Source organism: Clostridium sp. MT-14 (assembly GCF_042436595.1).
Lineage (GTDB): Bacteria > Bacillota > Clostridia > Clostridiales > Clostridiaceae > Clostridium_B > Clostridium_B aromativorans.
This window is the reverse complement of the sequence record NZ_JBHMIY010000022.1, coordinates 13,025-26,038: the sequence shown is the minus strand read 5'-3', so window position 1 is coordinate 26,038 and position 13,014 is coordinate 13,025. Positions and strand designations below refer to the sequence as shown.

Genomic DNA, 13,014 nt, shown 5'->3' with positions numbered 1-13,014 from the left:
TATATATGGATTCGTCAATACCCAATTTGAGATTTTTTTGTTTTATTCATACTCCCCTTATTTGGGGATTTATAATTTTATCACTAAGTTCTATCACTGCCACACTGTTAAACCCATCTCTAGGAACAGATGGACTTCCTGGATTTATAAACCATATTCCATTTTCATAAATTATCTTGGACACATGCGAATGTCCAAATAAAACTACATCGGCTTCTTCCTCTAAAGCTTTATATTTTAGTCTGGAAAGATCATATTTAACATCATATCTGTGACCATGAGTTATAAAAAATTTCTTGCCTCCTATGACTTCAACTCTTTCGCTGGGAACACTTACAGAAAAATCACAATTTCCCTTTACATTGATAATGGGTCCTCTATAAAACTTTTCAATCTGCAAAACATCCTGAACATTATCCCCCAAATGAATAATTGTATCCATGCCGGAAAAAATACTTTTAACTCTGTCCACAAACTTTCTATCCCTGTGGGTATCACTTATTACTCCTATATGCAAATCTCATACCTTCTTCTCAATATATTTTCCCATCTCAATTTTCAGTTTTTTTAGGGCTCTCGCCCTATGACTTATGGAGTTCTTCAATTCAGCAGACATTTCTCCAAAAGTCATATTGTATTCCGGTACATAAAACAGGGGATCATAGCCAAATCTGTTATTTCCCCTTTCTTCTTCACATATTATACCCTCTATTTCTCCCTGTACTTCAAGTACCTCATCAACTCCCAATATCAATACCATAGTACACAAAAATCTTGCATTTCTACTCTCTCTATTTTTATTCTCCAAAAGTTTTAAGAGTTTCTCATTATTTTTTTTATCATTCCCATGTTCGCCTGCAAATCTTGCAGAATGCACTCCTGGTTCTCCGTTTAATCCTTTTACTATAAGACCCGAATCATCTGCTAATACCATAAACTTTCGTCCAAGAAAATCATATACCGTTTTGGCTTTCTTATAGGCATTCTCCAGGAATGTAGTTCCATTCTCATCGATATCTATATTCACTCCAATTTCCCCCATAGATAAAATCTCCAGGGGGTATTGGGCAAGTATCTGTTTAATCTCCCTTATTTTATTATAATTATTGCTGGCTACCACTAATTTTTTCACTATTTGCCACCTGTCCCTATCCACAGTGAATCCATCTTCAGGCTGTTTTTCTGGGCATGAACCATACTTTTTATTCCTTTTTCTCCCAGAATCATAAGTTCTCTCAAGTCCTCCTTTGTAAACGGGCTCTGTTCTCCTGTACCCTGTATCTCCACAATTTCATCTGAATCTGTCATCACTATATTCATATCTACTTTAGCTCTTGAATCCTCTATATAACACAAATCCAACATTCTTTCATTATCTACAATTCCCACACTTATGGCACTTACAAAATCTCTTATTGGATATATTTTAAAAGGTGATCTTTTGTGGAGCACATTCACAGCATCCACCAATGACACAAATGCTCCAGATATAGAGGCTGTTCTAGTACCACCATCTGCCTGAATTACATCACAATCAATCCATATGGTTTTCTCCCCTATGGCTTTTAAATCCACTACAGATCTGAGTGCCCTGCCGATAAGTCTCTGTATTTCCATGGTCCTTCCATCAATTCTCCCTTTGGTTATATCCCTCACTTTTCTGACCTGAGTAGCTCTGGGAAGCATATTGTATTCACAGGTAATCCAACCTTCACCTTTTCCTTTCAAAAATGGTGGAACTTTATCCTCTATAGATGCAGTACATATTACCTTCGTATCCCCAGTTTCCATAAGCACAGATCCTTCTGCATATTTCGTATAATTTCTCGTTATTTTTATAGGCCTAATTTGATCACATTTTCTACCATCAATTCGCATTTTTTACCTCCAAAACCAAAACTGTATCTTATCAAATCAATTATACATCAATTATTTCAATTTTTCCTCCAATATAAACAATTCATCACTTTTTGGAGGTGTTATCTTCTTCTCTTTTCCACTGCAAACCAGTTTATATGATTCCTCAGTAACTTTCCCTATGATACTGGCTTTAATTCCATTGCTTTTCAACATATGTACCAATCCTTTTCCATCTTCAGTAGTAATGAGCATACTACCTGAAGATACAAATCTCAAAGGATCTACAGAATATTTTCTGCATATTTTCATCGTTATTTCAGTAAGTGGTATCCTATCATCATACACTTTAAATCCAACTTTACTTGCCTTAGCAACTTCCCAAAGCGCTCCCAAAAGCCCTCCTTCAGTTACGTCATGCATAGAATTCACTCCAAATTTGCCGGACAATACACCTTCTTTAACTACACTTATATGCTTTATATAACCCTTTGCTTTCTCTATTTCCTCCGTTGTAAGTATGTCTTTGAGTTTTTCCTCAAAATCATTCACTATAATACTAGTTCCTTCCAGGCACAAATATTTTGTCACTACTATATCATCATCTTTCTTTGCCCCTGAAGTAGCCACAGCTTTATCTTTTTCTCCCTTTCCTATAGCAGTACAGGAAATAACCATCCTATTTACAGCTTTAGTCACTTCTGTATGACCGCCTAATATTTCCACATTTAGCTTTCCTGCCTCCTCACTTACTTCTTCCATAATTTTATTTATATCCTCCAGGCATGAATTCTCAGGAGCTAGAATTGTAACTAAAATTCCCACTGGCTCTACACCACAGGATGCTATATCATTGCAATTTATATGTACTGCAAGCCTACCGCTATTCAGATCAGCACCAGTAATAGGATCTGTAGAAACAACGCATTCTTTATCTCCAAAATTTATAACACTGCAGTCCTCACCTATATCACCCCTTATCCTAACATCTTCTCTCTTAACTGCCCTATTTTTATCTATTATCTCCTTTAAGTCATTCCAATCCAATTTTCCAATTTCCATAAAACTTTCCTTCCTTTCTAAAATAAATAAGCACCATTTTGCATCCTGTTTCATATTATCTATATAGGGATTAATTTATGGTAGGTGTAAATATTTTGAAATATATAGGACCTTTCTTAAAAATCAATAAAATAAAACCCAGTAATGTGAAGCAGCAGCTGTTTTATTTTTCAAAAGAATCTTTAAGAGACATTGTACTACACTCAAAATGTGGAGTTCTCACTTCAGTCAAAGGAATTATCTCAAAAAATACATCCAATTTTGATATTAACACATTTAAAAATGTTTCTCCACTTTTATGTATTTATAGAAAAGCAAATCCTGTTCTCATAAATATAAATGACAGGTTATGCTGGAACGATGACAAATTTAAAAAAGAAATAAACATAGACAGCAATGCATTTATGACATTATGCTTGATGGAACTTTCAGATTACTATAATTCTTTTCATAACATAGATAAGAATAAATACAATTTAGGAAAATTCTATATTGCCCTGAGTAAAAAACAACTAGAGTTTTACGCATCTTATTTTAGAAACAGTGAAGGCGTATTTATTGATAAAAAATGTGAAAGTGGAGCAAATCCAGGAGAAATTAAATTTGTAGACAAATACAAGAAATTCAAATTTTCATCTCAAGCTCTATTAATGGCTGCATACTATAGATGCAGTACTTTGATGGATGGTGAGGGAAAAGAAGATTTTAAAAATTTTTCCTTTGATATTTTAAATATGCTTATTGATTCAAAAAATGATCTGTATGAATTGTCTTTTGAAGAGCTTACAAGATTGTGCTTTGCATTAAATATATTCTACGAGTATTCCAAAGATAACAAATGCAAAGATCTGATACTTGACATATCGGAGCTTATTTTTGAAAAATTTTACCATGCAAATTCTCAGTCCGGCATGGCAAAAGAAACAGACGTTGAAAATGATTCCTTAAACTATATAAATTTTATTATGATATATAAGCATACGAATTTTATAAAATATAAAGAAAATGCAAATTTTATACTTGAAAAACTTTTAAAACTTTATGATTCAGAAAAAGGATTGTTTATAAAGGATACTTCTAAAAAGAATGTAGAATTTACCTGTCTGGAAGTCATGCTGTATCTAATGGCTTTTCTGATAAATGTAGAAGTGTACAAAAATAGAGATAAAAACAATTTAATAGTATTGGATATATTCAAACGTCAACTTATAGATTCAGGTATGATCTTAAGCTGGCCTGAAGCTCCCGATTTAAACAATGTAGAGCGATATAGGAATTTTTCTCTTAGATCAGAAGATCTAATAGAGGAACAAAATTTCAGGACATCCTCAATTCCCTCTCCTGAATCCTGTGAAATAGCACCAGTTTTTTGTAAGTATGTAACTTACAGCATGAAAAAGAAAAAATTTAAATCTGTAAAAGTTTCTTTTGACACATATAAAAATATGTTTATATTTTTCATTGTACTGCATTTTTTAAACCCCAAAATTCCAATCTCTTTCCAAGGATAAATTTTTTATCTTTAGGATATAATAATATCACTCCAGTACAAGCATTTTACAGCTAAACATAAAAATCAATCTGGTTCTTTATAAGGAAGGTGATAGGCAATGATGGATATTAACTGTTCTGAAAGATGCATACATGAGAAAAACGGGAAATGTACTTTAAATCATATTACTGCAATTACAGATCTTTCATCTCCAAAAACAAACTGTATATACTTTTCTCCAAAGAATCAGATAAAAGATAAAGGTCTTTCCCCTTAAATTCACAAGGATAAAAACTTGAAGGATTGTTTTAAAAAATTTTAAGACAATCCCTTTTTATCTGACCTTTAATAATTCAGATAGGCCCTATCCAGCTTTATATTTCCCATTATATTCGCATAGACACCCGAAACATAAGTTTTTGAGACAATAACCGTATTTTCAAAATATAAAGGTACCATAGGCATATCCCGTGCTAAGTCATTCTCGATATCTCTAAATATCTCTATTTTTTGATTTCCATCCTTTTTAAAGGACGAATTCATCAATTTACTGTCAATCTGCAAATTTCTATATCCGTATAAATTATAAGCCCGGGAGGAATTCCACATATTTAAAAATGCAAGTGGATAATCATAGTCTCCTGCATAGTCTATTTCTGCCATATCATAATGCCCCTCCCTCAACTGCTCTTTGAATTTAGACAATTCATATCCCTGACAATTTACTGCTATTCCAGAGATCTTCTCAATACGCTCAGCTATGTCCTCACATACTTTTTTATTTTCCACACTATCCACATATATTAATTTGAGGGATTCATTTTCACCATAATTCAAACCTTTAATCATATCTGCAGCATTTTCCCCCTGTGACTTATCCTGAAAAAATATTTTATTCATAAATTTACCGTTCAATCCATTACTTACATAATTCGGTACATAGGAGTTAGCTGTAACAGCAGTATTACACAGTATGTTTTCTACTATATTTTCTCTATCAACAGCCATGGATACAAAATTTCTAAATTTGACGTCATTTACTACATTTTCTTTTTTCATATTGAAAGCTATGCCTTTACCGCTTAAATTAGGTGAAGTCATGTAATTTACTTTATTTTTTATATTTTTTATTTCTCCCAGTGGGGGATTAGTAAATATATTTACCCTATCTTCTTCAAAAGCTGCCAATGCATTTTCACTGGTTTTTAAAAACGTAAGTATTACCTTGCTGCTTTTCACCTGTGATCTATTCCAATAATAGGTATTTTTCTTTAAAGTAATATCACCATTCTGAGATATGCTGTCTATGACAAAACTTCCCGAATACAATATGGATTTATAATCCTTTTTCCAATCTACGAGTTTATAATCAATATTTCTAAGAGAGTATATAGGCTGTGCAAGTATATTCAGGAGATAGTTACAGGGATAATTTAGCCTTATGCATAACGTTCTGTCATTTAGAGCATTTATGGCAACATTTCCAAAATCACATTTACCCTGCCTGTATTCTTCTGCTCCAAATACACAATTCAGCTGCTGGGCATATATATTGTCCATGTCCTTGCTTAGTATATTAGAAAAAAAGTCCACAAAATCATAGGCGGTAATATTAGATCCATTGCTCCATTTAGCATTTTTCCTTATCTTAAAAGTATAGCTGGTTCCACTTTCATCTACACTCCAATTTTCCGCTATACCGGGAATTATTTTCCCATCTTCATCACTACTCACCAGACCCTCAAATGTATTTGCAAGTATATCCTTTTGCCTTATATTATCAGAATCAAGCATTATTAAATTTTTAGGCGATTCACCTAAATTATATACCAAACTATTTTTATAATCATTGCTCTCAGTTTGCTGAACTTTTTTTTCCAGAGATCCTCCTATCAATGTTATTGAAACCACTGAAATTATTAATATAATACACATTATATAAATAAGTTTCTTCATATATATCTCCTTATTTTCACGATAATAAAATACAGTTTAAATTATTGTCAGTTATTACAAAAATAATCAGATTATATTATAATATTTTTAATATAAATTTTTTATGATATAATGTTCACGTATGTTTTAAGCGCTTTTGTATCCTTAAGATTTTAATTATACGGAGGAGTGTAAAATGTTACTTGTAATAGAAGTTTTAGGTATTTTGACTATGTGTACTGTCATATTCGTCTTAATCTGGGGATTTATAACTGTCAAACAAGTCTTATCACAGCTAAAATATAAAAATTACCTGCTGGAAAAATTAACTCAATATGTACATATGCTTACATCAAAAAAATAAGGCAATCTTTAAGATTGTCTTATTTAAAAACATCAAAATACCTTCATGTACATAAAAAACATAGTCACACAAGCTATTATCACGCAAGTTATAGGATATACTATATTTTTAAAATTACTTCTAAAAATGATCATATTCACAGCCCATATTATCATAGTACCAAATATACTCCACTGCAGCATATAATAATCATTAAAATACTTTACATATGTAAAATGATATGTAGTAAGAAGTGTCAATACCAATGCAATAATAGTGAATATAACACCTATCCATCCTAGTAAACTTATTGTTCTTTTCATTTTTTCCTCCACAGGTTCTTTACCTGAAGTTTAATTTTATCATAAATCAAAACTATTTTTATATTAACTCTCTTCGATTGTTTTGTAAATATTCACAGCATATTTTCAAATTGATTTTCATCAATTATTTTTACTCCAAATTGAATTGCCTTTTCATATTTACTTCCAGTAGATTCACCTGCTATGACATAATCTGTCTTTTTACTTACACTGCCGGAAACCTTAGCTCCTAGAGATTCCAATTTTTCTTTTATGCCCATTCTCGTATAGTTTTTTAAAGTTCCTGTGACCACTACCGTTTTTCCCTTAAATACATTTTCCTCTACATTAATACTCTCAAAATGTGGTTTAATACCTAATTTCAATAATTCATCTATGCTCTCTATTATATTGTCCTGTTTAAAAAATTCTATTATACCTTTTGCCACCGTTTCACCTATATCCGGAATTGATACAAGATCTTCCAGTTCAGCCTTTCGGATATCTCTCAATCTATTAAATTTTTTACACAGATCAGTGGCAGTTTTTTTGCCCACATTCGGTATTCCAAGGGCATATATAAATGAGGACAGATCACAATTTTTACTTTTTTCTATGGCATTTATAAGATTTTGGGATTTTTTTTCTCCAAATTTATCTAAGGTCATTAGATCCTCTTTTTGAATTCTATACAAATCAGCTATGGATTTTATATTTAATTTTTCGAAAAGCTGCCCTGCAGTTTTTTCGCTGAATCCCTCTATATCCATTGCCTCTCTGCTTCCAAAATGAACTATGCTTTTTACCATCTGAGGTTTGCAGGAAAGCGTATTTTCACAAAAATAATGCACACCATCCTTTATAAGTTTACTACCACAGTATGGACACTTTTCAGGGACTTCTATATCCACAGTCTTATCCGCTTCACCATCTTCCACCACCGCCGTAATTTCCGGAATCACATCATTGGATCTTCTTACAAACACCCTGCATCCTATTTTTATTCCCTTTCTCCTTATATCATCCATATTATTCAAAGTAGCCCTTTTTACTGTAGCTCCGCCTAATTCCACCGGCTCCAAAATGGCTGTAGGGGTCACCCTCCCGCTGCGACCTACATTCCACTCAACATCTAAAAGCTGTGTGGTAATCTCCTCTGCCTCAAACTTATAAGCTATGGCCCACTTTGGGAACTTAATGGTATATCCTAGAATTTCTCTTGTTCTCATATCATCTATTACTATTACCACTCCATCTATATCATACTGAAGTTCATTTCTTATACTGTGTACATACTCCAGCTCATTTTTTATCTCATCCATATTGGTACATATCTTAAGATAGCTGTCCTGCGGTAGTCCCATTTCCCTTATAAAATTCATCATCTCCACATAACTTTTAAAGGGTCTGCCTTCATTATATCCCACATCATAAAAAAAGGCTGAAAGATTTCTCCTGGCCGTCTCTTTTATATTCAAGTTTCTAAGAGCCCCCGCAGCACCGTTTCTGAGATTTTTAAGTGGAGTCTTCGCTTTTTTATTGTACTGTTCAAAAGCTTTTTTAGTCATAACAGCTTCCCCGTGTATTTCAACCAGACTGTTATTGTCTATTTTAAGGGGAAGAGACTTTATGGTCTTTGCCTGGGCAGTTATATCCTCTCCAACAATACCCGTGCCTCTAGTAGCTGCTTTTATCAGCATTCCTCTTTCATCATAGGTGCAGTTTATCGTAAGTCCATCAAACTTTTTAGTCAGCACATATTTAAGCTCTGGCAATTTATCCTCATGAGTTAAGTTATAATTATTTACAATTCTTTCATTTCTCCTGTGCCACTCTTCTATGGCATTTACGCTCTGAGCTTTGTCAAGACTCCACAATCTGCCTTTATGTATGTATTTTTGAAACTGAGACAGCACAGTATCCCCCACCCTCTGTGTAGGAGAATAGGGAAAAACAATTCCAGTATCCCTTTCCAATTTTACAAGTTCATCGTATTTCATATCATACTCTTTATCGGAAATACTCGGATTATCCTCAACATAGTATTCGTAGGCATATCTATTTAACTCTTTTATAATTTCATTCATCTTATGCACAATATCATCATTCATCAGATCACCTCATAAGTAAACTGGGAGTACACCCTATACAGCTTCCAATGGCACTATCCCATACATCAAATTTTTTATTCCCATTTTGTCAAAAACTATAGTGAGCTTTATGTCACTTCCACTTTTTGATATGCTGACAATAGTTCCTACCCCAAATTTACTATGTCTTACCTTTATACCCTCTTTTATACCTTCAGGCTTTAAATACTTGTCACCAGGAACATCTCTTTCAGCAGAAATTCCTGCAGCCTCTGATAAATTGCTAGAAACCGCCTTTTTCTTCCATAAAAAAGCATTATTATTCAAAACCCTATTTGAATAACTATTAATATTATTTTCCTTTACAGTATCATATTCCTTCAGTTCGCGGGATATTTCATCTACAAAATCAGACTGCTGATATGAAACTGTCCTGCCAAATACCCTTCTTGTTTCAGCAGAAGTCATATAAAGCTGTTCTTTTGCCCTGGTTATACCCACGTAGCAGAGCCTTCTGGACTCCTCCATTTCCTTGGCACTATCCAACGACTGCATTCCCGGAAATATTCCATTTTCCATCCCAACCATAAATACTACCGGAAATTCCAGCCCTTTCGCGCTGTGTACAGTCATGAGTACAACAGAATCAGCATTGTCATCAAAATTATCTATATCTGAAACAAGGGTCACTTTCTCCAAAAATGCAGAAAGTGAAGTATCTTCTGAAGTAGTTTCAAACTCAGAAGCAGCCGATACGAGTTCTTTAAGATTTTCCACCCTACTTATACTGTCTGCCTCCTTGCTGTCTTTGAGTTCATCCAAATATCCTGTTATATCCAGTATTTCCCTTATGAGACTGGAAACAGGTATTTTATCCCTACTTTTGATAAAGCTGTTTATTATACTTACAAATTTTTTTATAGAATTAATACTTCTCTTGGATAAATTTGATACTTCGTCCACATCCAAAATCACATTGTACAGAGATTCTTCCATAGAATTGGCAAAACCCTGTATCTTTTGTACTGTAGAATCTCCTATATTCCTCTTGGGTACATTTATTATCCTCCTCAAGCTTATATCATCCAGTGGATTATTTATAAATTTCAGATATGCCATAATATCTTTTATTTCTTTTCTATCATAGAACTTAAGTCCTCCAATTATTCTATAAGGTATATTGGATTTCATAAAAGCATCTTCAAAAATACGTGACTGGGCATTGGTTCTGTAAAGCACCGCAAAATCCTTATATTGTCTTTTTTCATCTCTATTCACCATATCTCTTATCTTAAATGCCACATATCTTCCTTCCTCAAGATCAGAATAAGCCCTGTACAATTTTATCTTGTCTCCATTTTCACTTTCAGTCCTAAGCACTTTTTTCTTTCTATTGGAATTATTGCTTATAACATCATTGGCCGCCTTTAATATATTCCCCTTTGATCTATAATTTTGTTCTAACTTTATCACCTTCGCATTTGGATAATCCTGTTCAAAATCCAAAATATTTCTCACATCCGCTCCTCTCCAGGCATAAATACATTGATCGTCATCTCCAACTACACATATATTTTTATGCCCCTGAGCCAATAATTTGACAAATTCATACTGGGACCTGTTAGTATCCTGGTACTCATCCACCATTATATACTCAAATTTTCTCTGGTAAAACTCCAGTACATCCGGATGCTCCTTAAAAAGCTGCACAGTTTTATATATAAGATCATCAAAATCCAAAGCATTATTATCTTTTAACTTTTTTTGATACAACAAATAGACATCTGCAATTTTATTAATTCTAAAATTTCCCTCATTTTCTCTTTTGAACTGCTCCGGAGATACTAAAATATCCTTTTGTCCACTAATTTTATTTATTATCTCCCTATCTGTTATATCCTTGTCATTTATATTCAATTCCTCCATGCACTGCTTTATAAGCACCTTCTGATCATAGCTGTCATATATGGCAAAATTTTTATTATATCCAAGTTTATCTATTTCTCTTCTCAATATTCTCACACAGCTTGAATGAAACGTAGATATCCACATACCTTCCACTTCATCTCCAACAAGTTCCTTTATCCTATCTTTCATCTCTCCGGCAGCCTTGTTGGTAAAAGTTATGGCCAATATTTTTGAAGGATATATATTTAAATCTTTAATCATATGGGCCACTCTATAGGTAAGGACTCTCGTTTTACCTGATCCTGCTCCAGCTAAGATCAGCAGTGGACCGTCTACCGCTGCTACTGCTTCATACTGTTCCCGGTTCAAAAGATTTTTCAAATCCATAAAATTCACTCCTATTTATAGATATAGATCTATATCTTTAATCTAAACTGTATACGTATATCTGCTTCATGTCTAATATTATAACATTTTAGCAGTACTTTAATCATATAAGACATAAAAAATGTGCTGACCCCCATCAACACATCTAAAAATTTTACTTATACTAAAAATATTTTACTTAAGCCTTCCCAATACTATTTTATACCCATCACTTCCATAATTAAGACATCTATTCACTCTGCTTATCGTAGCAGTGCTGGCTCCTGTTGCAGCTGCAATATCTAAATATGTCTTTTTATTGCTGAGCATTTTGGCTACCTGAAGTCTCTGTTCCAAAGATTTTATTTCGTTTATCGTACATATATCATCAAAAAATCTATAACATTCCTCTTTTGTTTTTAAGCACAATACCGCCTCACATAGATAATCCATCTGCTTACTTTCTAATTTGGATCTATATTCTCCCATGAACGCCACTCCTTATTCATGTATGTTTATAAACACATCTTTTATTTAATTTTATCACGTATTAAAATATTAATCTATAAAACTGTAGATATTTTTACAATATAGCATATTATATTGTATTTATTATTCAAATAAATACATTCCATTAATTATTATTGATAAAATTTCAGTATATGTAAAAAAAGTATAATTGTATAAAATAAAAACAGTCCATTGGGGCATGGACTGTTTGCTCATAAATAAAAAGGGGGCTATTATTCCTTTTATTTATTCTTGCATATTCATTATAGTAAAATTAAAACAAAATATCAAGTAGAATATGAATTATTTTATATGGGGTCATCTATATAATTACATAAATATGCATTAAAAAATTTCACGGCTAAATTTTTTTTATACTTTCTATTTCTTCTTTAGACAATTCTCTATATTCCCCTTCCTCTAAACTATCCTCCAATTTTATTGGGCCAAACCGTATTCTTCTCAAATAAACTACATTTTTGCCCAAAGAATTAAACATCTTCTTAACTTGATGAAATTTTCCTTCCTGTACAGTCACCTCTGCCCTGGAACCGTCCTGAGTAGATTCCATGATGTGCAAAGCAGCAGACATACACTTATATCCGTCTTTTAATACTATACCTTTTCCAAATTTATCAACATCGGACTCATTTAAAGGCCTATCTATTTCAGCATAATATACTTTATCCACATGGCTCCTTGGAGATATCAATCTATGATTTAACTTTCCATCATTGGTAATTATGAGTAATCCCCTGGTATCCTTATCAAGTCTTCCTACAGGAAAGGGTTTAAAAGACTGGTATTTAGGCTCCAGAATATCTATAACCGTCTCATCAAAATTATCAAAAGTTGCAGATACAACTCCACAAGGCTTATTCATCAAAATATATATGTATTTTTTATAATCTACATTTTCTCCAGAAATTTCTATACTGCACTCATAGGGATTTATTTTCACAGAATTATCTTTTACAACTGCCCCATTTATTTTAATTTCTCCATTTTTTATTATTGATTTTATTTCTTTTCTAGTGCCATATCCCAAATTGGCCAATATCTTATCCAATCTATCCACTTTACTGACTCCTTTTTTCGTTAATACTATAGTATTTTCCACTTAAAATCAAGCTATTAAAGATTCATATA

Annotated in this window: 13 protein-coding genes; 3 read left to right on the top strand and 10 right to left on the bottom strand. The window is 32.7% G+C overall.

The window, feature by feature from the left end; translation table 11 throughout:
• Positions 1–46 precede the first annotated feature (46 nt).
• The 4 genes from ACFHWD_RS14250 to ACFHWD_RS14235 are packed head-to-tail and all read right to left on the bottom strand — an operon-like array spanning position 47 to position 2,919.
• On the bottom strand, positions 47–517 hold the full coding sequence (locus ACFHWD_RS14250; protein ID WP_150358617.1) for a metallophosphoesterase: 471 nt from the start codon (positions 515–517) through the stop codon (positions 47–49).
• Positions 518–520: 3 nt separating this feature from the next.
• A complete protein-coding gene (locus tag ACFHWD_RS14245; protein ID WP_190972262.1) occupies positions 521–1,135 on the bottom strand; it encodes an XTP/dITP diphosphatase in 615 nt (204 codons plus the stop codon).
• Positions 1,132–1,878, bottom strand: a complete 747-nt coding sequence (gene rph / locus ACFHWD_RS14240; protein ID WP_150358619.1) for a ribonuclease PH — start codon at positions 1,876–1,878, stop codon at positions 1,132–1,134. The genes ACFHWD_RS14245 and rph overlap by 4 nt, the downstream gene beginning before the upstream one ends.
• A 51-nt stretch (positions 1,879–1,929) precedes the next feature.
• A complete protein-coding gene (locus tag ACFHWD_RS14235) occupies positions 1,930–2,919 on the bottom strand; it encodes an AIR synthase family protein (RefSeq protein ID WP_150358620.1) in 990 nt (329 codons plus the stop codon).
• A gap of 95 nt (positions 2,920–3,014) precedes the next feature.
• Here ACFHWD_RS14235 and ACFHWD_RS14230 point away from each other — a divergent pair, with 95 nt between their 5' ends.
• The gene (locus tag ACFHWD_RS14230) at positions 3,015–4,430 is read left to right on the top strand and encodes a hypothetical protein (protein WP_150358621.1); all 1,416 of its coding nucleotides are present in this window, start codon (positions 3,015–3,017) and stop codon (positions 4,428–4,430) included.
• Positions 4,431–4,529: 99 nt separating this feature from the next.
• On the top strand, positions 4,530–4,688 hold the full coding sequence (locus ACFHWD_RS14225; RefSeq protein ID WP_150358622.1) for a hydroxymyristoyl-ACP dehydratase: 159 nt from the start codon (positions 4,530–4,532) through the stop codon (positions 4,686–4,688).
• Positions 4,689–4,756: 68 nt separating this feature from the next.
• On the opposite strand, the gene ACFHWD_RS14220 is transcribed toward ACFHWD_RS14225, so the two are convergent.
• Positions 4,757–6,367 (bottom strand): peptide ABC transporter substrate-binding protein, encoded by a 1,611-nt coding sequence (locus ACFHWD_RS14220; protein WP_150358623.1) that lies wholly within the window; start codon positions 6,365–6,367, stop codon positions 4,757–4,759.
• Positions 6,368–6,542: 175 nt separating this feature from the next.
• Here ACFHWD_RS14220 and ACFHWD_RS14215 point away from each other — a divergent pair, with 175 nt between their 5' ends.
• Positions 6,543–6,710: a hypothetical protein gene (locus ACFHWD_RS14215; RefSeq protein WP_179978449.1), complete on the top strand. Its 168-nt coding sequence runs from the start codon at positions 6,543–6,545 to the stop codon at positions 6,708–6,710.
• 32 nt (positions 6,711–6,742) lie between these two features.
• Here ACFHWD_RS14215 and ACFHWD_RS14210 read toward each other — a convergent pair whose 3' ends face one another.
• From ACFHWD_RS14210 to ACFHWD_RS14190, 5 genes are all read right to left on the bottom strand, one after another.
• Positions 6,743–7,012 carry a hypothetical protein gene (locus ACFHWD_RS14210; protein ID WP_150358894.1) on the bottom strand — a complete coding sequence of 90 codons (270 nt, stop codon included), beginning with the start codon at positions 7,010–7,012 and terminating at the stop codon, positions 6,743–6,745.
• A 92-nt stretch (positions 7,013–7,104) separates the two neighbouring features.
• Entirely contained in the window at positions 7,105–9,102 is a 1,998-nt protein-coding gene (gene ligA, locus ACFHWD_RS14205; RefSeq protein WP_179978448.1) for an NAD-dependent DNA ligase LigA, read from the bottom strand.
• A 33-nt stretch (positions 9,103–9,135) separates the two neighbouring features.
• A complete protein-coding gene (gene pcrA, locus ACFHWD_RS14200) occupies positions 9,136–11,376 on the bottom strand; it encodes a DNA helicase PcrA (protein ID WP_150358896.1) in 2,241 nt (746 codons plus the stop codon).
• 174 nt (positions 11,377–11,550) lie between these two features.
• Positions 11,551–11,844, bottom strand: a complete 294-nt coding sequence (locus tag ACFHWD_RS14195; RefSeq protein WP_150358897.1) for a YerC/YecD family TrpR-related protein — start codon at positions 11,842–11,844, stop codon at positions 11,551–11,553.
• Positions 11,845–12,226: 382 nt separating this feature from the next.
• Entirely contained in the window at positions 12,227–12,943 is a 717-nt protein-coding gene (locus tag ACFHWD_RS14190; protein WP_229981189.1) for a pseudouridine synthase, read from the bottom strand.
• Positions 12,944–13,014 lie beyond the last annotated feature (71 nt).

What these genes read in the sequence shown, in the direction of transcription:
- ligA (WP_179978448.1), bottom strand. Translation starts at nt 9,102, where the DNA reads ATGAATGATGATATTGTGCATAAGATGAATGAAATTATAAAAGAGTTA.
- ACFHWD_RS14215 (WP_179978449.1), top strand. Translation starts at nt 6,543, where the DNA reads ATGTTACTTGTAATAGAAGTTTTAGGTATTTTGACTATGTGTACTGTC.
- ACFHWD_RS14210 (WP_150358894.1), bottom strand. Translation starts at nt 7,012, where the DNA reads ATGAAAAGAACAATAAGTTTACTAGGATGGATAGGTGTTATATTCACT.
- ACFHWD_RS14225 (WP_150358622.1), top strand. Translation starts at nt 4,530, where the DNA reads ATGATGGATATTAACTGTTCTGAAAGATGCATACATGAGAAAAACGGG.
- ACFHWD_RS14220 (WP_150358623.1), bottom strand. Translation starts at nt 6,367, where the DNA reads ATGAAGAAACTTATTTATATAATGTGTATTATATTAATAATTTCAGTG.
- pcrA (WP_150358896.1), bottom strand. Translation starts at nt 11,376, where the DNA reads ATGGATTTGAAAAATCTTTTGAACCGGGAACAGTATGAAGCAGTAGCA.
- ACFHWD_RS14235 (WP_150358620.1), bottom strand. Translation starts at nt 2,919, where the DNA reads ATGGAAATTGGAAAATTGGATTGGAATGACTTAAAGGAGATAATAGAT.
- ACFHWD_RS14195 (WP_150358897.1), bottom strand. Translation starts at nt 11,844, where the DNA reads ATGGGAGAATATAGATCCAAATTAGAAAGTAAGCAGATGGATTATCTA.
- rph (WP_150358619.1), bottom strand. Translation starts at nt 1,878, where the DNA reads ATGCGAATTGATGGTAGAAAATGTGATCAAATTAGGCCTATAAAAATA.